The sequence below is a fragment of the Paenibacillus sp. JGP012 genome, from assembly GCF_014203995.1.
GTDB classification, from domain to species: domain Bacteria; phylum Bacillota; class Bacilli; order Paenibacillales; family Paenibacillaceae; genus Paenibacillus; species Paenibacillus silvae.
In genome coordinates, this window is record NZ_JACHKG010000001.1 from 222,654 (window position 1) to 242,998 (window position 20,345).

Below are 20,345 nucleotides of genomic sequence, written 5' to 3' on the forward strand. Positions count from 1 at the left end.
GGGAATCCTCCTTTGATTGTGGGCTGAAAAAATGGGCATAGCCGTCTTCGTCTCCTGTGCCTGAGCGGCAGGAGACGAAGGGAGCAGGCTAAGAGCCAGTAGAATGGATAAGGTTTTTCGATATTTCAACAGCCTTCCTCCTTGCTATACGAATTACTTCATATAGTATGGCCTGAGCACAGTTGAAATATTTGAGAGCCTTGAACCATGTGAATGTGCAAGCAAGCACAGTTGTAAGCTTCAGGCTCCCATATTAATGAGGTAATAGACGATTAAAAAAAAGGCGAAACAGATCATCAGGGTAGCGATCAGGGCCATTCCTCGTCTCAGTCGGTCCGGGATGGAGTTGCGTCCCAGAATCAAAACGATCCCGAGTGAGAAGGCCAGAATGATAAAAATAACGACATTGCCTGAATCCAGCTGCATCGTTCTATACTCCCTTGAAGGCTGCCATCAATGCACGCCATTCCTCTTCGCGATTCTCGAAATCCTCCTTCGGAAAACGGCGCTCGGCCCAATGCATCAAAGCAGGGCGGCTCAGGAAGGTGTGGCATTCTTCGCCCCACTCTTCAGAAATTTCCCGCAGGACGAGGTATTTTCCTTGTACTTCTACAGTCATCATATTCCACTTGTCTGTTTTGTATATTTCGTGTTTTTTTATCATAAGTAGTCTCCAAACTAACGGTTTTGGTAAAATGATACCGTACCCTACGTTGCAAAGCAAATTTTTTCTATATTTATGGAAAAGATAAATTGCAAATTGGAAGCCCATACAGTATAATAAGGGTATTCGCCATAGATGGCGATATTTTTAGGAGGTTGTTCATTTGAAAGGTACAGTTAAATGGTTTAACGCAGAAAAAGGCTATGGCTTTATTTCAGTTGAAGGCGGCGAGGACGTATTCGTACATTTCTCCGCGATCCAAGGCGACGGCTTCAAAACATTGGAAGAAGGTCAAGCGGTAGAATTCGAAATCACTGACGGAAACCGTGGTCCTCAAGCAGCTAACGTAATTAAATTGTAAGATTTTTCCGTTCTGTACGGACTTCTTATAAATGATTGTTTATAGCTGAATACAAACAACACAAGCACAGTCCCCTTGCGGAGACTGTGCTTTTTTTTGGTTTTGTATAGGGACCAAGCAGAATGCAGATTGCTGCTCAGGATGAACGGCTGGTAAGGCTGCCAAGCAGCTTGATGCCAAATCCGATCAGACCCGCCAAAGCAAAGGCCATCGCTGTAAGATAAAACGACTGACGTCCAGTATGCTCCAGCAGCAGCCCGCCTAAAGTTCCACTCAGCAGCCCGGAAGCGCTGGACCAGACAATGGTGAACAAAGCCATGCCTGTTGCCCGATAATTATCAGGTACCAGTCTTGTTATATATCGAACAGCAGTGACATAGAAGATGCCAAAGGTGACGCTGTGCATCGTTTGAATAACTACAACTGCAGCAGGTGTATCAGAAAACGACATGAACAGCAGACGAATGGTATACATCAAGGCAGCCAGGGTGAGAAGGGGAAGCTCTTTGTAGCGGTTTCCATACTTGCTGAGCAGTAAAAATATCGGGATTTCACTCACGGAAGAGATCAGCAGGGACCAGCCAATCAAACCTTCGCTTGCCCCCAAGTCCTTCAGTGTGATGGTCAGAAACGCTTCATTCATCCGATGCCCCATAGCCAGCAGAAATACACATCCGAAGAAGGTGAACACCTCTCGGCGTTTGAGGATATCCCATACCCCGGATAATTGCATCTTTCCTCCACCGCCGGAAGGCTGATCTTTCAGCTGGAAGCTGATGAGCAATGTTACAGCAGCAAGACTGATGCAAATGCCCATCGTCCATTCGGGACCAAATGAACCAAGCACATATCCGATGCTGAGCGCAAAGAAGGCATATCCGATCGAGCCGAAGACCCGAATAGACGTGAAGTTACGGCCATATTTACTTGCGGTTGTAATAGCCATCGTATCCGAAAGCGGATAGACCGGATAATAGAAAAAGTAGAATAAGGTCACCAGAACAAATACTTCTCCAAAGGTGGCTGCATTAGCCAGCAGCACCCCTGTAATCAGCTGGCCGCCCAGAAGTATGATCATTATTTTTCGCACCGTTTTGTATTTGTCGCTCGCCATACTCCAGAACATATTGGAAAATACAGAGATGAGTGGACCGATGCCGTACAGATAACCAATTTCAGCCGGACTGAAGCCGAGGTGACTGAAGTAAAGCTGGAAGTAGGATACGACCAGGGCGGTCGAACCAAAGATGGTGAACATCAGTGCCCGTAGCCAGTTCTGATCTGGCCGGGCGGCAAGACTTAATTTCATGATGTGATACTCCATTCTTGAATCAAGTTCATTTTTATAGAGACGCCGACCCGCGGGTTGGGGGAACAGTCATGGTTGGTTCTTTTTGCGTGCGCCGGATGACCATCCAGACAATAATAAGTTCTGCAAGCAATCCCAGAGACTGTGCGGCTGCTCCAATCATTCCATTCCAAGCCGGGAATATGCTGACCAGAATCAGCAGAACGATAACGGTGCAGATGGCGTTTGCGCTTTGCGAGCGAAACATCGTCTTGGTCTGCCCGCGGAGCAGGATGAGACCGTTACTGAAATCGAGAAACGGAGAGATTAGCGGAAACAGCACGAAGGCACGAAGAGTCCAGAGACTTTGCTGCAGCAGCTGGCCTTGAACACTCATCACGTTCTCAAATACCCAGGGTCCGAGAGGGGTATATGCGATAGATACCGTCATGGCAAACGGAATAAAGCCGGTAACCAGAGCGAATTTCTTGACGAGCTTGGCATCAATCATATAGAAGTTGAGCACAATCTGATGAATATAAGTGAAAAAGCTCAACATAAGCTGCATCAGACTGCTTGCTACAGCAAACGAAGAGATGGCGAGAGCAATCCCGGTTGTTTTGCCGAGCACAATGTTGATTACAGGACCTATAAAAAGGGCTACAAAGCTGGATAAAAGCAGTGGTTTGTAAAAACGAAACACATCCCCCTTGCTTTCCACAGGATGCTCCTCAAGCTTGGCTGGCATCTTTCGCATAATGCTTCTGCCCTCCAAATAGCTGACAAGTGCTTCGATCATCATTCCCGCTGCAAATATGATAGCGCCTACACGACCACTGTTAATGGAGTCGGTATAGATGAAATATAGAGATAGGCCATACATACCTGCCAGCCTGAATATCATGCCGATGGTAAGCCATTTGGTTCGGTTATTTGTAATAATAATGCCCTGATATATGTTTCGAATGACTGAAAAAATACTGACGTACATCAGGATCTCGTAAACGTCGATCACTTTGCTCAGCAAATCCGGGCTTACACCAAACAGATATTTGAACACTCCGGTGCCGACGGGAGAATATACGATGAGGAATCCGATCAGCAGCACACAGGCCAGAAATATTTTGGTAACAAACGTCAATGCCTGAAAGGAGAGCCGGTCACGTACCAGTGCAGAGCAGGTCTGGCGAAGCAGTGTAGAGGGACGCTCCGTGAGGGTAAGCAGACTTCCGGCAATAGCATAGCTCGCAATCACCGTCTCAGGATGGGCAGATCGGGCAAGTGTACTGTTGATAATTACATGTGATATCGTGACGAGAGAGGCGGAAATGCCAAGCGGCACAAAAAAAGAAAATAACCGACTCCACGAAAGTGGTTCACCTGACGACATGTCAACGACTCCTTTGATGGATAGAAATATGCATAGTATAACATAAACTATCGGCGGGAGATGCGATATTTTGTGCGGTTTGTGCGGCAGATCATTTGTACAATTAAGGGGATCATATTATAATAAGAATGGTTAAAAACAGCTCTAATACGTATTCAACCAAGTGGAGGCACATTTATTTTGAGCCAATCAAATCGAAAACGTCATCAGTACCCGCGTGGACCGCTGGCATTGATGAGAGGGGTGTACAAATACACCATTCCGGAAACGCGCAATGCATTGAATGGATGGCGTGCTCAGGCCGAAGCGATTCCTGATGAAGAATTGCGAACACAGGCACTTGCCAGCATAAGAGATAAGCAATTTCATTGTGAAGGTGGAACTGTCTATGCATTGGCTGACCTGCCGAACCGCCATATTCTGATTCCGTTAATTGTTTCTTATCAAACCATAAGTGATTATTTGGACAATCTGTGTGACCGCAGCACTTCGATGGACCCGGATGATTTCCGTCTGCTCCATCAATCCATGCTTGATGCGGTAGATCCGGAGGCTGTTCCTGTCAACTACTATGCTCTTCGTGAGGAGCAGGATGATGGCGGATATCTTCGGAATCTGGTGACAACTTGTCAGGAGCTGACCCGTCAGCTACCGGGATATGCGTCAGCCAAGCGCCAAATACAGGATCTGGCAGGCCTATACACGGACCTGCAGGTATATAAGCACATCAAACCGGAACTGAGAGAAACGGCCTTGCTCGAATGGTGGTCGGAGCATCGCCACCGCACACCTCAGTTCCGCTGGAATGAATTTGCCGCAGCTACTGGCTCTACTCTGGGTGTATTTATGCTGTTCCTTGCTGCAAGTGACGAACAGCTGACCGAAGAGCAGGCGGCTTCAATTCATAAGGCCTATTTCCCGCACGTATGCGCATTACACATCATGCTCGATTATTTGATTGATCAGGGTGAGGATCGTGTCGAAGGGGATCTCAACTTCTGCAACTACTACGAGAATGTAGAGACGATGCTGGGCCGAATTGCGTTTATTGTGGAGAAGGCTCGCAGTGATGTGCAGAAGATTCCGGGAACTGCGTTTCACCGGATGATTATTGAAGGACTAATAGCCATTTACCTGTCTGATCCCAAAGTCAGCGAACAGCAGGAGGTTCGCGATGTGTCCAAACGACTGATGAAGAAAAGCCCGATTACACGTGTGTTTTTCTTCATATTCAGCCGCTGGATACGAAAGCATATGTAAGTCAGGTGTGTTGTTGCGGGAGCCTGAAGTGAAACCAGAGGAGGAAGAAACATCATGACAGCAGTAAAGAAAATTGCAGTGTTAACGAGCGGTGGTGATTCACAGGGGATGAACGCGGCTGTTCGTGCGGTTGTTCGCAGCGGACTATATCACGGATTGGAAGTTTTTGGTATTCAACGCGGATACCAAGGGCTTTTGAACAATGACATTTTCCCAATGGATCTGCGGAGTGTCGGAGATATTATCCAGCGCGGGGGCACCGTTCTGCAATCTGCACGTTGTAAAGAATTTTATACCGCCGAAGGCCAACAAAGAGGCGCAGATATTTTGCGCGCACGCGGTATTGACGGTCTCATTGTTATCGGGGGAGACGGTTCATATAATGGTGCGAACAAACTGAGCAAGCTAGGCATTAACACAATGGGGCTGCCAGGCACGATTGATAATGATATTTCATTTACGGATTACACCATTGGATTTGATACCTCGGTAAGCGTTGTGGTGGATGCGGTAAACAAGCTTCGTGACACGATGTCTTCCCATGAGCGATCTTCCATCGTTGAGGTTATGGGCCGTCACTGCGGTGATATCGCGCTGCATGCCGGACTTGCTTCGGGAGCAGAAACGATTCTGGTGCCGGAAGTTCCGTTTGACATGGATGAAGTGGCTGAACGGATGAAAGCCAACTTTGCACATGGCAAACGCCACAGTATCATCATCGTCGCTGAAGGCGTAGGTAAAGGTGAGGATGTAGCCAAAGAACTGATGGAACGTTGCCCGACGTATGAGCCGCGTGTTACCGTTCTTGGACACATTCAACGTGGCGGTACGCCGACACCGTTTGACCGCAACCTGGCAAGCCGCCTCGGTGACTTCGCAGTGCGTAGTCTGATTGCAGGCGAAACCGATAAAGGCTGCGGAATTATCAAAGGTGAACTGGTTCTTACGGACATCGACAAAGTGGTAAATACGAAAAAAGCATTTGATATGGAAACGTATGAGCTGGCGCAGCGTTTGTCCCAATAACAGATGTTTAATCAAGAAAGAGCACAGTTCCGTTGATACGGACTGTGCTCTTTTTTTAGTGTTTTAATGTAATTTACATCGAATAGCTCAATCTGACGAAGACCGAAGGGCAGCCTGCTGCTGCACTCGGAAAAGTCTCCATAGAAGTGCAGTTGCGCCTACAGCCAATCCGGCAATAAGTCCGATCCAATATCCAAACGCGCCAAGTGAAGTATAGGTGGCTGTGATATATCCTACAGGTAGACCGATAATCCAGTAAGCTACAAAAGTAATGATCAAGGCCGGGTTCACATCTTTATAGCCGCGCAGCGCCCCTTGAGTCGGGGTAGCAATTGCATCTGAAATCTGGAAGAAAATCGCATAGATCAGGAAATGCTGAGTCAGGGTTATAACTTCACGTTCATTGGAGTATACACCAGCAATCTGTTCCCCGAACACCAGCAGGATAACGGCTGTAATCAAGGAAAGAGCAACAGCACCTCCGATGCCGAGCACACTGTACTGTTTTGCATCTTTCAATCGTCCGGCTCCGTTCTCGAAACCGACCAGAATGGTGAGGGCCATACAGATGCTCACAGGCAGCATATAGAGTGTGGAAGCAAAATTCAGCGCCGCTTGATGGGCTGCAATGGTAACTGTATCAAATCGGCTCATCAGCAGCGTAACGGCAGCAAAAATAGACGTTTCAAAAAAGGTTGCAAAGCCAATCGGCACACCGATGAGCAGAAGCTCTTTCCATTTGCGGAAGGAGACAGACGACCACTTGCGGAAAATACCATACTGGGCGAAAGGGTCAATGCGATGAACAAAAAACAAACTGATCAGGAAAATAAGCCAGTATGTACAAGCTGTGGCTACGCCGGCGCCAACCCCGCCCAATTGCGGAAATCCCCAGCGTCCGAAGATCAGCACATAGTTGAGTAAAATATTTACGGGCAGGGAGACCAGGGTAATCAGCATTGTGATCCTTGTCTGTCCAAGAGCGTCCATGAAGCTGCGCAGCACGGTGTATCCGAACAGCGGCATGATACCGAACGCGAGCGCACATAGAAAATAAAATGCAACATTGGCGACATGGGGCTCCAGTGGCATTCCGTTCAAGACAGGGCCGAGCAGCAGTGCGCCTGCACCCAGCACCACAAGGCCTACGGCTATGCCAAGATATAAGGCCTGAATGACGCTGTGCCCAATCTGATCATGGCGGCGGGAGCCGAGCAGATGAGAAACGACAGGAGTGATGCCCATCAGAATGCCGCTAAGACCGGTTTGCACGGGCATCCACAGGCTTGTGCCGATGGCTACGCCTGCCAGATCAGCGGGGGAGAACTTTCCAGACATGTTGGTATCAAAAAAGGACATGGCTGAGAGCGCAATCTGTGTAGTGAAGATCGGCAGAAATATAATCAGAAACTGTTTAATTTTTTGTGAAAAGCTCGTTGTGTTCATATTCACCTGAAGTTGCCTCGCGATCTGTAAAGTTATCATGATGATGTCATATCAGACAGCTATTTATTGTAGAGGATTTTGGTTGGTTTGAACAGTGCGGGCGGACAAGGGATAAACAAAGTGGAATGGCTTCTTAGGGAAATATAGTAAAAAACCGCCTCCTGACGTAGGTTCTCCTCGTCAAGAAGCGGCGTGATCCATCTTCGAAAAAAATTATTGAATATACACATCATTCTGATGCTCGCAAATACTGTACTGAATGATTTCCATTGCATCTCCCTGTTCCAGGATGCCCAGCCCATCCCGGAGCACAATCAGCGAGTCGAGTTCATTCGGTTTCAAGAAAGGGAGCATTTCCGGGCACCATTTGTTGACAATTTCAAACAGTTTTACCGTTTCCATATCCACAATAATCACCCTTTCCTACTCGAATTCCAAAATGGTAAGTCATTCGGCGCGAATCGGGAAAGCATATGGCTTGTGAAAAGTAAAGGTCAGAACCTGCTTACAACATATTTAAGAGCGGTGCACCATTATTATACCACAAACTTGTGAATTGTTAACGGGCATATGCCTAACTGCGACGGAAGGAGCCCATAACGCCTACCGTTTCTACAATGTTAACAAATGCCTTAGGATCGGTTTCCTTGATGATGCGTTTAATCTCGACCAGTTCGTAACGTGTTGTCACAGTCATTAACATATCCTTTTCAATGTCGGTATATGCCCCTTGCGTTTTGATTTTTGTAACCCCGCGCGGACGAACCAGCAGCTTTTTCAGCATCGCTTCGGTTTCATTCGTAATGATGTACAGCGTGACCTTGACGTGACTGATATGAATGAAATCCAGCACTTTACCTGTTACATAGATGGAAACCATGGAGGCCAGAGCGATGTTCCAGTTATTGTTCAGATAACCGGCTAGCAGAATAATCGCTCCATTCATGCCAGCCATGACGGTTCCAATGGGGAAATCACGATTTCGGGTGAAAATCGAACCGACAATATCCAGTCCTCCTGTAGAACCGCCAACCCTGAAGGATACGCCTGTTCCGATCCCCACAAGCACACCACCAAACACGCAGCTTAACAGCGGATCAGTAGAGACAGCAGAAACAGGCAGCAGGGCGATAAACCAGGAGGTGGCTGCTACCGAAACAATGCTCAATATAATGAAACGACGTCCGAGAATAAACCAACCTGCAACAAGCAGGGGAATGTTAAGAACGAAATACATTACACTAAGGTTCAAATTTGTAAAATAACCCAGAAGCATGGAAATACCGGATACCCCGCCGCTTAGCAGCTGATGGGGGACCAAAAACCAGTTAAAGCCGCAAGCAATCGCTGCAGCACCCAAAATGATCACCAAAGAGTGCCAAATTATTTTGGGCAATTTAATCACCTCATTTTTATTTAAAACCAGATTGCTGGTAATCTTGAATAGTTTTATGATATAATGATTTGTGGATATTCTTGAGTAGGAAACTTTTCCCAAATCGAAAGCTAAAATTTGAAATGTTTCAAACGCATGATTGTAGTTTTAGTCTTATGTTGGGGACCCATTCATGGAATTATGTTCGTTCATGAAAATAATTCGTCCCGTTGGGATACCCTATAAATATTAACGCTACTTAAGAATACAGACAACAAAGTGGATTGTCCACCATGTCCACCATATAAAAGGAGTATGAATAATTTTGACAAATTTAAATTTCTCAGATTTCAATCTTGAACCACTGGTGCTGCAAGCCATCACTGAGCTCGGGTTTGAAGAAGCAACACCGATTCAATCCAAATCGATCCCAATCGCGCTCGAAGGCAGAGATTTGATCGGTCAAGCTCAAACGGGTACAGGTAAAACCGCAGCATTCGGTATTCCGTTGATCAGCAAAATCTCCAAAACGGATGATAAAATCCGCGCCCTCATTATGGCACCTACACGTGAACTTGCGATCCAAGTCGCTGAAGAGATCGAAAAACTTACTCGCTTCAAAGGTCTGCGCTCCCTGCCAATCTACGGCGGACAAGATATCGTACGCCAGATTCGTGCACTGAAAAGAAAACCACAGATTATCATCGGTACACCAGGACGTCTCCTTGACCACATCAACCGCAAAACCATCAAACTTGATGATGTACAAACTGTTGTACTGGACGAAGCAGATGAAATGCTCGACATGGGCTTCATGGAGGATATTCAATCCATCCTGAAACAGGTTCCAGACGATCGTCAAACGATGCTGTTCTCTGCAACAATGCCTCCTAACATTCAAAAACTGGCTCAACAATTCTTGACTAATCCAGAACACGTTTCTGTTATTCCTAAACAAGTCAGCGCTCCGTTGATTGATCAGGCGTATATCGAAGTGCCTGAGCGTCAAAAATTCGAAGCACTCAGCCGTTTGCTGGATATGGAATCTCCTGAACTGGCGATTGTATTCGGACGTACGAAGCGTCGTGTAGACGAATTGGCTGAAGCTTTGCAAAAACGCGGATATTCTGCTGACGGCTTGCACGGCGACTTGTCTCAAAACCAACGTGATACCGTAATGCGTAAGTTCCGTGACGGCAGCATTGATGTGCTCGTTGCAACAGACGTAGCCGCTCGTGGACTCGATGTATCAGGCGTAACACACGTAGTGAACTTCGACCTTCCGCAAGACCCTGAGAGTTATGTTCACCGTATTGGTCGTACAGGCCGTGCGGGTAAAGAGGGTGCTGCATGGTCTTTCGTTACACCGCGTGAGATTGATCACCTGCACTTCATCGAGCGTGTAACTCGTCACCGTATTCCACGTAAACCACTGCCAACGATGGCTGAAGCGGTTGAAGGAAAACAACGTGTAACTGCTGAACGTCTCCTGGAGATTGTTCAATCCGGTGAACTGAACGAGTACAAAGGCATCGCAATTCAAATGCTTGAGCAGTACGATTCCGTACAATTGTTGTCCGCAGCTTTGAAACTCCTGACAGGTGACAAAAAAGATGCTCAGGTTGATCTGACTCCTGAAGATCCGATCCGTGCAAAACGTCGCAGACCAGATGTTCGCTCTGGCGGACGCAAGCCATCAGGTTACAGCGGTAACCGTAGCGGTGGTGGCGGTGGTTACAACCGCGATCGCAACAGCAGTGGCGGCGGACGCGGCGGTTACAACCGTGACCGTAACAGCGGAGGCGGAAGTGGCAGCAGAGAAGGCGGCTATAACCGTGATCGCAAACCGCGCCCAAGCAACAATGAAGGACGTCGTCCAGCTAGAGACAACTCTTTCGAATAAGCATACGAGTTAATGAGGATGGAGCAGGAAGCTGCTCCATCCTTTTTGCTTTTGTAATAACTTTCCATTTGTTAACGGGATGCATGTTCTTGAAAGTGATCTTCTTTCGGGAAGTGCTGGCTTTTCCTATATATAATAAGGTATATTAATATTAGACTTGAGGTTATAGGCAAGGTACGGAGGGGGAGAATTGTTTGGAGTTTAAAGGAGCTATGGGCGGGATATACCGGCTGACAGAGTGGATTACGAGACTGGCTGCAACCAATCTATTGTGGGCGATCTGTTCGTCACCATTTCTGTTTTTCATGATCATGAAACTGCTTGTGATGCAGCAGAATCTCGCCAATGAATCATTACAAATGAACTGGGCTATAGCCATTGTGGCACCGCTTACACTTTTTCCGGCTACAGCGGCGTTGTTCACGGTTGTTCGTAAATGGAATATGGGAGACACCGATGTGCCGATCTTCCGTACATTCTTCGCAGGTTACAAGGAAAACTACAAGCAAAGCTTAATCGGGGGTATTTTCTACACACTGCTGTTTGCTATTATGTACCTGGACTATACAGTGTATATGACGCAGTTCCGCAACATGCAGCTTGTTGGTATCATTATGCTTGTGCTGCTCCTGCTGCTGTTTGTGTCCTTGTTTAACTTCTTCTCAATGGTTGTTCACTATCATATGTCCATTGGGCTTATTATCAAAAATGCCGTGCTTCTGACGCTGATCCGGCCTTTCCGCGTGTTCTCCACATTGCTGGGCAGCGGATTGCTGTTCTATATCGGACTGCGTTATCCGGTACTGTTTATCTTTTTCATTATGAGCATTATAGCCTGGTTTGCGTTCTTTAACTTCTATGCAACCTACAACAAAATGCAGGAGCAGATGCAAAAGCTTCAATTGCAAAAGGAAGAAGAGGAGGCTGCTGCGCTGGCTGAGAAGTCCGATGATGCTAATGAAGAGGTTAAGGGTGCTGAAGCGGCTGACCAAAAGGATTTTACACAGTCTAAATAAAACGTGGTGCTTCGGCATTTACTTTTTACACAGTTAGGGATATAATAATTGTACATCCTGCGATGTACGTTTCGGTTATTCGTTGTTTTGAACCAATGATGATGTCTTTGGGAGATTAATACAAAATGTTGCTGAAAAGCCCTGTCTATACGACAAGGGGACTTCAAACGCATTTTTGCGGTCACCCACCTGCCAAGCAGGTTCATAAGACAATGTAGCCGGACGGCATAGGCGGGTTCCTAATGTTACAATGTTCAGCACCCTGACTTTTCCTTCAGCGAAGGAAGCCGGGGTGTTTTTACGTTGTTTTACTGGCTGACGTGATGAATGGTTAAGCCTGGCAGGCGATCTGGGTTCTATTTTTGTTAAATATCATGCTTACCCTTTTGTTACTACAAGAACAATGTTACACTAGAATACATAAATGGAACGGTTACACTTAAAGGAGGAAGGGTCTTGACCTTAAAGAGAACGCTCGTCGGTATCATCCGCAGCATGGAGGGAACCAGCGATCGAGCCAAGGATCCCAAATTAAAAACACGATATTACAATCTATCTAAGGATAAAGCCTGGGAAGAGATTTCTTCAACACTCAAAAAAATTCCGGGTTACAAAGTGCTGCATGAAGTACACTCGGTAGGCGAGATTATACTGGAGAAGCGTACAACGTTTGGACGCACGATGGATATTACAGTTTCCATTATTTCGGTAAGTCCTGTGCGGAGCGCAGTGGATATGTACTCGGCTTCCCGTGGTTCAATGGGAGACTTGGGTTCAAATTATCGTACAATTATGAACTTGTTCTCTGTATTGGATAAAAAGCTGAGCAAATACAAGGTGAATGAGTAAACATAAAGGATGGCATACAAAAAGCGAGAGAAGGCGGACCTTCCTCGCTTTTATTCTGCACCTATGAAACCTGTTTTACAGCAAAGCTTTTACAGCAGCAATGGCTTGCTCGAAGTTAGGGGAGTCTGTCATCTCAGGCAGGTACTCCACATATGTAATTTTGTCTTCGGCATCCACTACGAAAATAGAGCGCATGTCGAGCTGGAATTCTTTGATCAGAACGCCATAGTTCTCGCCGAAAGAGCGCGTTTTATAGTCAGAGAGGGTTACTACGCGGTCAACGCCCGCTGCGCCGCACCAACGTTCCTGTGCGAATGGAAGGTCAACGCTGACAGTTAGAACAACGACGTTCTCTCCGAGATCTGCTGCTTCCACATTGAAGCGGCGAGTCTGTGCATCACATACGCCAGTGTCCAGAGAAGGAACAACGCTGATTAATTTGATTTTGCCTGCGAAGTCTTTCAGAGATGCGTCTTCAAGCAGGTTTTTGCTTACAGTGAAGTCTGGAGCTTGATCGCCTACTTTCAATTCAGGTCCGATCAAGGTAATAGGGTTGCCTTTAAATGTGGCTGCGCCTGTACGTTCTTGTGTCATAAATAATGTTCCTCCTTATAAATTGGTGATCCGTGCCAAAATCCATTATAATCTTTTATGAAAGGCATTGTCCAATCCGGGCGTGCGCATTACGATCGATCTGAGAAGGTATGTCTGATCTTGACAGGGTGGAGTGAAAGCAAAAAGTCTATGATATTTATCCGTTATGAAAATTGGAAAAGTTATTTGAAGTTCTTTCCTTTGACATCACTGTTATTAATTGCGAATGTGATTATGTTTCTTGTGTTAACATTTAACGGGGGTTCAACGAACAGTCTGGTGCTGCTACAGTATGGAGCGCTGACGAATTATGAATTGTTAGCCCACGAATGGTGGCGTTATGTAACGTCCATCTTTTTGCACGCAGGATTCAGTCATCTTCTGTTTAACAGCTTTGCTTTGATTGTGTTTGCTCCGCCGATGGAGCGGCTGCTTGGCTCGTTAAGATACGGAGTATTGTATCTGGGCGGAGGCGTGGTCGGCAATATTCTTGCGATCGCGTATTACAATTCAATTGACAAGATTACAATTTCGGTTGGAGCATCCGGGGCGATCTATGCTGTATATGGGGCGTTTCTCTATGTGGCATTGTTCCAGCGCGGTCTGATGGATGAGACATCACGCAAGACGTTGTATACGCTGCTGTTGTTCGGGATCATTTTCTCCTTTGCGATGTCAGGCATCAACTGGATGGCTCATTTAGGTGGTTTGCTGGGTGGTTTCTTTATTTACGGTTTGATCATTCGTTTGTGGAAGCCGCGTATGTTCAGGAAATAGTCGGAACGTTCTCAAGATGGAATGCATTTGAGGATAGAGTAGGGTATAACAGATTGGAGCGATCAGGCAAGTGGAATTAAGACAGTTGCATTATTTTTTAAAGGTGGCGCAGAAGGAACATGTTACACAAGCGGCTGAAGAGCTTCATGTGGCGCAGTCTGCGGTCAGCAGGCAGATTCATCAGCTTGAAGAGGAGCTGGGTGTGGATCTATTTATGCAAAAAGGAAGAAATCTGCAGTTGACCGCGGTCGGTCAGCTTTTCTGCAAACGGGTTGAAGGCATACTTAAAGACCTCGACAAAGCTGTTGGAGAGGTGCATGAGTTTCTTGACCCGGAACACGGGGAAATTCGTATCGGTTTTCCCCACAGTCTGGGAATTCATCTGATTCCTTCGGTGGTGGCTGCTTTCCGTCAGCGTTATCCGAATGTAAAATTCAGGTTCAAGCAGGGGATGTATCCTACATTGATCCGCGATGTGTTATCTGCTGAAGTGGATCTGGCGTTTATCTCACCGTTTCCCGAAAAGCATGATCAGGTAGCGGGAGATATCGTTCTGACCGAGGAGCTGCATGCCATTTTGCCTCCCAATCATCCGCTCGCGGGTGAAGAAAAGATTGCACTGGAGCAATTGAAGGATGACAAGTTTGTGCTCTTTAGCAAAGGCTACTCACTTCGTCCGATTGTGTGGCATGCTTGTCTGGAGGCGGGGTTTACACCTAAGATTGCATTTGAGGGCGAAGAGACAGATACGATCCGGGGTCTGGTGGCCGCGGGTATGGGTGTCAGTCTGCTGCCGGAAATGGCGTTATTTCAGACCAATCCGTTACAGCCAGCCCATGTGGAGATTTCTCATCCGAAAGTAACCAGAACGATTGGATTAATTCATCGTGCAGATGATAAGCTTCCGCTGGTTGCCCAGTCCTTCCGCTCGTTTTTGCTTCATTACTTTGGTTTACAGCAAAACAATACCCCATCCGAATAAACGGTGGGGTATTGTTTTTTTTATTATAATATTGTGCAGGTGGATGAATTAATCACGGCTGTTGAAGATACCGATATAACGAATCAACTCAAGCAGCGAGATCAATGCAGCGGCCACATAAGTTAAAGCTGCAGCATTCAACACTTTAGCTACGCCTTTTTCCTCTTCGTTGCGGATATAACCCTCGGATACCATAATCTCACGAGCGCGATTGCTGGCATTGAACTCAACCGGCAAGGTGATCAATTGAAAGGCGACCGTCACCGAGAAGAAGATAATGCCAACGCCGACCAGGTTCATCGCGTTAAAAATGAAACCTGCAATCAACAAGAGCGGCGCGATTCCGGATGCAAAGTTTACAATCGGGAAGATCCGGTGACGCAGTGCCAGCATAGGGTAACTTTCTTTATGTTGGATCGCATGGCCAACCTCGTGACAAGCAACGGACAAGGCTGAGATGGATCTTTCGTAGTATACAGGCTCAGACAAACGAACAACCCGATTAATAGGATCGTAGTGGTCAGAGAGTGAACCGCGAACAGGTTCAATCGGTACATCATGCAAGCCGTTCGCATCAAGCATGTGGCGAGCTGCGTCATAACCGGTCATTCCGCTCAGGTTAGGAACTTCCGACCAGCGTCTAAAGGTGCCTTTGACTCGGAATTGCGCCCATAAAGAGAGCAAAAAGGCGATAATGATCAGTACGAACATACCATTATTAAAACTCATATTCATTCCTCCGCTTTCATAATAAGCTACATCATGGTGTTTTCAAGCAGGATTTTTAATGCCTCCATCGTGCCTGCACTTTTGGTGAGTAGTCCTGCCATCATCTTGCGAGCTTGTACAGGTTTCATCTCTCCAAGAAGTGGTTTAAGTTCATTCACCTCTCGTTCAAGCTGCTGTACATGTAGTTCAAGTGTTGTCAGTTTGCTTGCTACCTGTTCCTCTGTGCTGACCAGACGCCATTTCTCAAGAGATTGTTTGATCTCTTCGAGACTATACTTCTCCTGTTTCATCTGTACAATACGTTCAAGTCTGGTTAAGGTTTCATGACTATAGAGACGATAATTCTTTTGAGTTCTTTCTTCAGGAGCAATGAGCCCAAGTTTTGTGTAATAGTCAATTGTCCGTTCACTTACACCAGCGTTCTTGGCGAGTTCGCCAATCCGAAAAAGTTTCATATCCCCAATGATATTCACCTCGCTTGCAAGTTCAAATGTAGGGAAATGTAGTTTCCACAAGCGCTTCATTAAAATGCGCCCAGTTATTATTACTAATAAGTATGATACATGATCATGAACCGTACAGTCAAACGTTATGCTTTGTTATAGCTTGCCTTCATTTCTATATCTATGTGCTTACACGATAAGAATATGTACTTAAGTGCAAGAAAAAGACGTAAGACTTTATTCCCATAAATTATTTTGAAAAATGATGAAAATACTCTTGTCAACTTTCCTGTCTTCTGCTTATAATGACATTAAGAGTTTCGCGATATGTGAAGAAATATAACATAAGAGGGAGTGGGGTTTATGAGAAAGAAATGGTTGGTTTCAATGTTAGCAATGCTTACTTTACTGGCTTTTCCGGTGAGTGCATTCGCTGCTGCTGAGGGTCCAAGTACGGTAGAACTTCAAAGCGGTCTGAATTCAGCGTTTACGTTCCTGGCTGTAGTACTCGTATTCTTTATGCAAGGGGGATTTGCGCTTCTGGAGGCAGGTTCTACTCGAATGAAAAATGCAGGACATATTGCGGGTAAAACAGTCCTGACATTGGGCATTTCAGTTATCGCATTCTGGGCACTTGGATTTGGCCTAGGGTTTGGTAATGGTAACGGATTCTTTGGAACAACAGGTTTCTTCATGAGTGGAGATAACATGGCTGCTTCCTTCGAATCACTGGCTTTCTCCGATGTTCCACTGACCATTAAATTTGTATTCCATCTTGCATTTGCTGCTGTGTCTCTGGCGATTGCCTGCGGCGGTATGGCAGAACGTGCAAAAATGAGCGTATATATCGTATTTGGTACATTGTACACCATTATTATGTATCCGGTTGTTGCTCACTGGGTATGGGGCGGCGGCTGGCTGGCTGAGCTGGGCATGCAAGACTTTGCAGGTTCAACAGTTGTTCACTTGACTGGTGCGACTGCGGCGCTCGTAGCTACCATTTTGCTTAAACCTCGTATCGGTAAATACAACAAGGATGGCAAACCTAACATCATTCCGGGTCATAACCAAGTGTATTCTGTACTCGGTGTAATCATCCTCTGGATCGGCTGGTTCGGTTTTAACCCAGGTAGTACGTTGTCTGCAATGGGTGAAGGTTTCTTCGGATATGTGGCATTAACTACAAACGTAGCTGCTGCTGCAGGTGGTGTTGCTGCGCTGTTGATTTCCTGGGCAGTTCTTGGAAAATCGGATATTCCTAGTATGCTGAACGGTGTGCTTGCAGCACTCGTAGCAATTACTGGTGCATGTGCTTTCGTAGAACCTTGGGCAGCTCTGGTGATCGGTGCACTGGCGGGTATCATTACATTCTTCACCGCACAATATTTCGATCGCAAAGGCATTGATGATCCGATCTATGCATTTTCCGTACACGGTATCGCTGGTATGTGGGGCGCAATCTCCACTGGTTTGTTCGCTACACCTGAACTGGCTGAAAAAGTAGGCGTAGGTCAAGCGGGTCTGTTCTATGGTGGTGGATTCCACCAACTGGGTGTACAACTGTTAGGTCTTGTAGGCGCATTTGCCTTCGTACTCGTCATGTCCTTCATCATTCTGGGCGGTATGAAAGCAATCATGGGTATCCGCGTTACTGAAGAAGAAGAAACCATGGGTCTGGATCTCAGTGAACATGGTACGTATGGTTATCCTGAGCAAATGAAGCATGCAGAATCCAAATCGGGCGGTACGTTCAGCTCCTGAGGTGAATCATGATTGAAATTGCTTCAAGGAGGCTGGATATGATGGAACCTATCTCAACAACAAATCCTTTCTGGTCTTATCATGGCATCGATGGCGCGGCCTCTGTGTATGAGCTGCGTCAGGTACGCGTCGCTTTACAGAGAGAGCTCCAGCAATCAATGTTTGCTTCCTTGTCGCCTATGGAATGGTACGAAACGGTAAATGAGCTGCATGACCGCATTGCTCGAAAAGCAGTTGAGTTATGCATTGAGGGGATGGTAGAGGATGGCTTCGGTCAGCCTCCCGTCCCCTATGCCTTTATCGTATTCGGAAGCTCTGGCAGGGAAGAGGCAACATTATGGAGTGATCAGGATAATGGCATGATCATCAGCGATGCTCCGCATGAAGGGAAAGAAGCCTATTTTGACGAGTTTGGCGGACGGATCGCAGATTTGTTAGAGCAGCTTGGTTATGCGAAATGTGAAGGCAAGGTGATGTGTTCAGAGCCATTGTGGTGCAAAACGCTCACAGCCTGGAAGGAGCAGCTCTTGGAGTGGAGTTCAGACCTGAGCTGGGAACCGATCCGTAATCTGATCATCGCGTCGGATATGCGCTTTATTGCAGGCGAAAGCAGTCTTGCAGTTGAATGGCTAGAAAGCTTTTATGAGCAATTCCGCCGAGTGCCTGAGCTTTCAGATGCAGTGTTACGTAATACGGTGAAGCATAAGGCTACGTTAAACATACTCGGCCGTGTCGTTACGGAACGATTCGGTGAGCACGCAGGCGGTTTTGATGTCAAATACGGGGTATACATCCCGCTTGTAAACAGTGCGAGGTTTCTGGCCTTGCATCATGGAATTCAGGAATCGTCAACGGTAAAACGGATGGAAAGACTCACTTCGCTTGAGGCGGTGCCTTTTCCGTTAATGGATGCATGTCAGCGCGCATTTACAGCTGCATTGAAGCTGCGCCGAAGTACACCGATCGTTATGCAGCAGGAGCTGCAGCAGAGCAGTGGTTTTCTGGATGAGAAACAGTTGAAGCAAAAGCAGATTCATTATGATCTGAGGGAGACATTAGGCTTGGTCAAGCGGGTTCATCGTGCTTTGCAAAGACAGTTGCGTTTCGCAGAAAGGAGACGTCCATGAGAGAGCCGGCAAGGGGCAGTACAGGATTTTGGAATTCGCTGCGTCAGGGAGGGGTTCCTTCCGCCATCGCTTCCATTATGGGAGCCCCTACGGCGCAACATATGGCGTTTATCCGTTCGATGATGAGGGAGCAGCGCAGACCTGAAGTGCTGCATACCCCTTTAAATGAGCTGGATGCAGTTGTGTTTGATCTGGAAACGACAGGGTTTTCACCCCAGCATGGGGATGAGATTTTATCCTTTGGTGCGGTGCGCATTCGAGGGGGTGTCGTGCTGGAAGAGGAGCAGTTCTACACGGTAGTCCAGTCCAAAACGGCAGTACCCGAGCATATTACAGAGCTTACCGGAATTACACAGCAGATGACGGAGGAGGCTCCGACGCTGCTTGAGGGATTGCATGATTTTATGTCTTTTGTCGGCGGCAATGTACTGGTTGCACATGCGAGTGCGCATGATCGTGCGTTCCTCAATGCGGCCTTGTGGCGAACCTCCAAGGTCAGGCTGACACATCGGTTGATTGATACGATGATGCTTGCCCGCTGGCTTGAGCCAACCAGACCCGGATATGGTCTGGATGAATTGCTGGAATCAAGGGGCATTCCGATCTATGGTCGGCATCATGCGCTCGAAGATGCCAAGATGACAGCACAGTTATGGTCCTGTTATCTGGAAGATATGAAACATAAAAATATTGAAACGTTGGGTGACCTGTATACACGGCTAAGTCACGCGTAGCTGCATAGGTATCAGGTGATATGAAGGGTGTTCAGGCCATACGCTGTGTGGCTGCTGCTCATCGGTCTTTGCAATCTGATAGGCATTCAGAAGCATACAGGATATCGAGTTGTTTGTGTCCGAAGAATTCATGCCAAGCGTAGAATCCGAAGATTCCGCATTAATCCTTGAGTCTGCAGAGTTGTTCTCCAGATTCGGTGATCCGATGAGATACACCTGGACCATTCCGGCGAAGTCAGGCAGGGCTTGCAGGTCCTCGTATGAAGGAATGGGCAGGGTATGTGGATGTGTGTGAAAGATACCAACGATGATGGAGCCGGAAAAAATACATCGAATCCATTCTGTTTGATCCAGTGCGAAGTGATGCAGCGGGTCAGGCGCTACGTTACGAATGGGCTGAAACCGACTGATTCGTATGCCGCCCGCTGCGGATTCACCCAGCACAACCCCGCAGGCTTCCTGCGGCAGCGAAAGATGCATGTGCCTCGACATTTCCTGTTCCACCGAGCGGGGGATGGTTAAGGGTTTTTGCTGCCCGTGAAGTGCTGCCATTTGTATTCACCCCTCTCTCTTTTGGCTCCTGTTCAGGCAGGAGTCCTTTTTCATTTTATTTTGCTTTA

The 20,345-nt window shown here is 46.9% G+C and carries 22 protein-coding genes and 1 other RNA gene; 12 read left to right on the forward strand and 11 right to left on the reverse strand.

Annotation, left to right across the window (positions count from 1 at the left end):
* Positions 1-240 precede the first annotated feature (240 nt).
* Together HNR77_RS01010 and HNR77_RS01015 are read right to left on the reverse strand one after the other, a co-directional pair.
* Complete coding sequence (locus HNR77_RS01010; protein WP_397365871.1) at positions 241-426, reverse strand: hypothetical protein; 186 nt, start codon at positions 424-426, stop codon at positions 241-243.
* 4 nt (positions 427-430) lie between these two features.
* A complete protein-coding gene (locus tag HNR77_RS01015) occupies positions 431-664 on the reverse strand; it encodes a hypothetical protein (RefSeq protein ID WP_090924721.1) in 234 nt (77 codons plus the stop codon).
* Between the two features lie 163 nt (positions 665-827).
* Here HNR77_RS01015 and HNR77_RS01020 point away from each other — a divergent pair, with 163 nt between their 5' ends.
* Positions 828-1,025: a cold shock domain-containing protein gene (locus HNR77_RS01020; protein ID WP_095288023.1), complete on the forward strand. Its 198-nt coding sequence runs from the start codon at positions 828-830 to the stop codon at positions 1,023-1,025.
* Positions 1,026-1,161: 136 nt separating this feature from the next.
* On the opposite strand, the gene HNR77_RS01025 is transcribed toward HNR77_RS01020, so the two are convergent.
* Together HNR77_RS01025 and HNR77_RS01030 are read right to left on the reverse strand one after the other, a co-directional pair.
* Entirely contained in the window at positions 1,162-2,334 is a 1,173-nt protein-coding gene (locus HNR77_RS01025; RefSeq protein WP_184179872.1) for an MFS transporter, read from the reverse strand.
* Positions 2,335-2,368: 34 nt separating this feature from the next.
* Complete coding sequence (locus HNR77_RS01030) at positions 2,369-3,703, reverse strand: polysaccharide biosynthesis protein (protein WP_184179875.1); 1,335 nt, start codon at positions 3,701-3,703, stop codon at positions 2,369-2,371.
* Between the two features lie 180 nt (positions 3,704-3,883).
* On the opposite strand from HNR77_RS01030, the gene HNR77_RS01035 reads away from it, so the two are divergent.
* Together HNR77_RS01035 and pfkA are read left to right on the forward strand one after the other, a co-directional pair.
* Positions 3,884-4,963, forward strand: a complete 1,080-nt coding sequence (locus HNR77_RS01035) for a tetraprenyl-beta-curcumene synthase family protein (RefSeq protein WP_184179878.1) — start codon at positions 3,884-3,886, stop codon at positions 4,961-4,963.
* Between the two features lie 54 nt (positions 4,964-5,017).
* The gene (pfkA, locus tag HNR77_RS01040; protein WP_111272739.1) at positions 5,018-5,989 is read left to right on the forward strand and encodes a 6-phosphofructokinase; all 972 of its coding nucleotides are present in this window, start codon (positions 5,018-5,020) and stop codon (positions 5,987-5,989) included.
* Positions 5,990-6,076: 87 nt separating this feature from the next.
* Here pfkA and HNR77_RS01045 read toward each other — a convergent pair whose 3' ends face one another.
* From HNR77_RS01045 to HNR77_RS01055, 3 genes are all read right to left on the reverse strand, one after another.
* Entirely contained in the window at positions 6,077-7,474 is a 1,398-nt protein-coding gene (locus HNR77_RS01045; protein WP_397365875.1) for an MATE family efflux transporter, read from the reverse strand.
* Between the two features lie 174 nt (positions 7,475-7,648).
* Positions 7,649-7,837: a hypothetical protein gene (locus HNR77_RS01050; RefSeq protein ID WP_174812284.1), complete on the reverse strand. Its 189-nt coding sequence runs from the start codon at positions 7,835-7,837 to the stop codon at positions 7,649-7,651.
* Positions 7,838-8,009: 172 nt separating this feature from the next.
* On the reverse strand, positions 8,010-8,831 hold the full coding sequence (locus HNR77_RS01055; RefSeq protein WP_184179881.1) for a YitT family protein: 822 nt from the start codon (positions 8,829-8,831) through the stop codon (positions 8,010-8,012).
* Positions 8,832-9,135: 304 nt separating this feature from the next.
* On the opposite strand from HNR77_RS01055, the gene cshA reads away from it, so the two are divergent.
* The 4 genes from cshA to HNR77_RS01075 all read left to right on the forward strand — a co-directional run bounded on the left by cshA (position 9,136) and on the right by HNR77_RS01075 (position 12,578).
* Positions 9,136-10,713 carry a degradosome RNA helicase CshA gene (gene cshA / locus HNR77_RS01060; protein ID WP_184179885.1) on the forward strand — a complete coding sequence of 526 codons (1,578 nt, stop codon included), beginning with the start codon at positions 9,136-9,138 and terminating at the stop codon, positions 10,711-10,713.
* Positions 10,714-10,907: 194 nt separating this feature from the next.
* The gene (locus HNR77_RS01065) at positions 10,908-11,729 is read left to right on the forward strand and encodes a YesL family protein (protein ID WP_145402889.1); all 822 of its coding nucleotides are present in this window, start codon (positions 10,908-10,910) and stop codon (positions 11,727-11,729) included.
* 51 nt (positions 11,730-11,780) lie between these two features.
* A non-coding RNA gene (gene ssrS, locus HNR77_RS01070) (6S RNA) lies at positions 11,781-11,971 on the forward strand.
* Between the two features lie 214 nt (positions 11,972-12,185).
* Positions 12,186-12,578: a DUF1499 domain-containing protein gene (locus tag HNR77_RS01075; RefSeq protein ID WP_111273102.1), complete on the forward strand. Its 393-nt coding sequence runs from the start codon at positions 12,186-12,188 to the stop codon at positions 12,576-12,578.
* Positions 12,579-12,653: 75 nt separating this feature from the next.
* On the opposite strand, the gene tpx is transcribed toward HNR77_RS01075, so the two are convergent.
* Positions 12,654-13,172 carry a thiol peroxidase gene (gene tpx / locus HNR77_RS01080; RefSeq protein ID WP_110893450.1) on the reverse strand — a complete coding sequence of 173 codons (519 nt, stop codon included), beginning with the start codon at positions 13,170-13,172 and terminating at the stop codon, positions 12,654-12,656.
* 150 nt (positions 13,173-13,322) lie between these two features.
* On the opposite strand from tpx, the gene HNR77_RS01085 reads away from it, so the two are divergent.
* The gene (locus HNR77_RS01085; protein ID WP_145403769.1) at positions 13,323-13,949 is read left to right on the forward strand and encodes a rhomboid family intramembrane serine protease; all 627 of its coding nucleotides are present in this window, start codon (positions 13,323-13,325) and stop codon (positions 13,947-13,949) included.
* 70 nt (positions 13,950-14,019) lie between these two features.
* Positions 14,020-14,931 (forward strand): glutamate biosynthesis transcriptional regulator GltC, encoded by a 912-nt coding sequence (gltC, locus tag HNR77_RS01090; RefSeq protein ID WP_111273101.1) that lies wholly within the window; start codon positions 14,020-14,022, stop codon positions 14,929-14,931.
* A gap of 48 nt (positions 14,932-14,979) precedes the next feature.
* Here gltC and HNR77_RS01095 read toward each other — a convergent pair whose 3' ends face one another.
* On the reverse strand, positions 14,980-15,660 hold the full coding sequence (locus HNR77_RS01095; RefSeq protein WP_110893446.1) for a zinc metallopeptidase: 681 nt from the start codon (positions 15,658-15,660) through the stop codon (positions 14,980-14,982).
* A gap of 26 nt (positions 15,661-15,686) precedes the next feature.
* A complete protein-coding gene (locus HNR77_RS01100; protein WP_111273109.1) occupies positions 15,687-16,115 on the reverse strand; it encodes a MerR family transcriptional regulator in 429 nt (142 codons plus the stop codon).
* A gap of 351 nt (positions 16,116-16,466) precedes the next feature.
* On the opposite strand from HNR77_RS01100, the gene HNR77_RS01105 reads away from it, so the two are divergent.
* Genes HNR77_RS01105 through HNR77_RS01115 form a run of 3 tightly spaced genes read left to right on the forward strand, consistent with a single transcriptional unit; the run spans position 16,467 to position 19,725 of the window.
* Positions 16,467-17,864 (forward strand): ammonium transporter, encoded by a 1,398-nt coding sequence (locus HNR77_RS01105; RefSeq protein WP_184179888.1) that lies wholly within the window; start codon positions 16,467-16,469, stop codon positions 17,862-17,864.
* A gap of 41 nt (positions 17,865-17,905) precedes the next feature.
* Positions 17,906-18,991 carry a DUF294 nucleotidyltransferase-like domain-containing protein gene (locus tag HNR77_RS01110; RefSeq protein WP_260410234.1) on the forward strand — a complete coding sequence of 362 codons (1,086 nt, stop codon included), beginning with the start codon at positions 17,906-17,908 and terminating at the stop codon, positions 18,989-18,991.
* Entirely contained in the window at positions 18,988-19,725 is a 738-nt protein-coding gene (locus HNR77_RS01115; protein WP_184179894.1) for an exonuclease domain-containing protein, read from the forward strand. The genes HNR77_RS01110 and HNR77_RS01115 overlap by 4 nt, the downstream gene beginning before the upstream one ends.
* On the opposite strand, the gene HNR77_RS01120 is transcribed toward HNR77_RS01115, so the two are convergent.
* Positions 19,711-20,277 carry a M67 family metallopeptidase gene (locus HNR77_RS01120; protein WP_184179897.1) on the reverse strand — a complete coding sequence of 189 codons (567 nt, stop codon included), beginning with the start codon at positions 20,275-20,277 and terminating at the stop codon, positions 19,711-19,713. The genes HNR77_RS01115 and HNR77_RS01120 overlap by 15 nt on opposite strands.
* Between the last annotated feature and the right edge of the window lie 68 nt (positions 20,278-20,345).

Coding starts and splice junctions, on each gene's coding strand:
- HNR77_RS01100 (WP_111273109.1), bottom strand. CDS start 16,115: ATGAAACTTTTTCGGATTGGCGAACTCGCCAAGAACGCTGGTGTAAGT.
- HNR77_RS01045 (WP_397365875.1), bottom strand. CDS start 7,474: ATGATAACTTTACAGATCGCGAGGCAACTTCAGGTGAATATGAACACA.
- HNR77_RS01095 (WP_110893446.1), bottom strand. CDS start 15,660: ATGAGTTTTAATAATGGTATGTTCGTACTGATCATTATCGCCTTTTTG.
- HNR77_RS01030 (WP_184179875.1), bottom strand. CDS start 3,703: ATGTCGTCAGGTGAACCACTTTCGTGGAGTCGGTTATTTTCTTTTTTT.
- HNR77_RS01015 (WP_090924721.1), bottom strand. CDS start 664: ATGATAAAAAAACACGAAATATACAAAACAGACAAGTGGAATATGATG.
- HNR77_RS01110 (WP_260410234.1), top strand. CDS start 17,906: ATGGAACCTATCTCAACAACAAATCCTTTCTGGTCTTATCATGGCATC.
- HNR77_RS01050 (WP_174812284.1), bottom strand. CDS start 7,837: ATGGAAACGGTAAAACTGTTTGAAATTGTCAACAAATGGTGCCCGGAA.
- pfkA (WP_111272739.1), top strand. CDS start 5,018: ATGACAGCAGTAAAGAAAATTGCAGTGTTAACGAGCGGTGGTGATTCA.
- tpx (WP_110893450.1), bottom strand. CDS start 13,172: ATGACACAAGAACGTACAGGCGCAGCCACATTTAAAGGCAACCCTATT.
- HNR77_RS01010 (WP_397365871.1), bottom strand. CDS start 426: ATGCAGCTGGATTCAGGCAATGTCGTTATTTTTATCATTCTGGCCTTC.
- HNR77_RS01105 (WP_184179888.1), top strand. CDS start 16,467: ATGAGAAAGAAATGGTTGGTTTCAATGTTAGCAATGCTTACTTTACTG.
- HNR77_RS01120 (WP_184179897.1), bottom strand. CDS start 20,277: ATGGCAGCACTTCACGGGCAGCAAAAACCCTTAACCATCCCCCGCTCG.
- HNR77_RS01085 (WP_145403769.1), top strand. CDS start 13,323: ATGATATTTATCCGTTATGAAAATTGGAAAAGTTATTTGAAGTTCTTT.
- HNR77_RS01025 (WP_184179872.1), bottom strand. CDS start 2,334: ATGAAATTAAGTCTTGCCGCCCGGCCAGATCAGAACTGGCTACGGGCA.
- HNR77_RS01115 (WP_184179894.1), top strand. CDS start 18,988: ATGAGAGAGCCGGCAAGGGGCAGTACAGGATTTTGGAATTCGCTGCGT.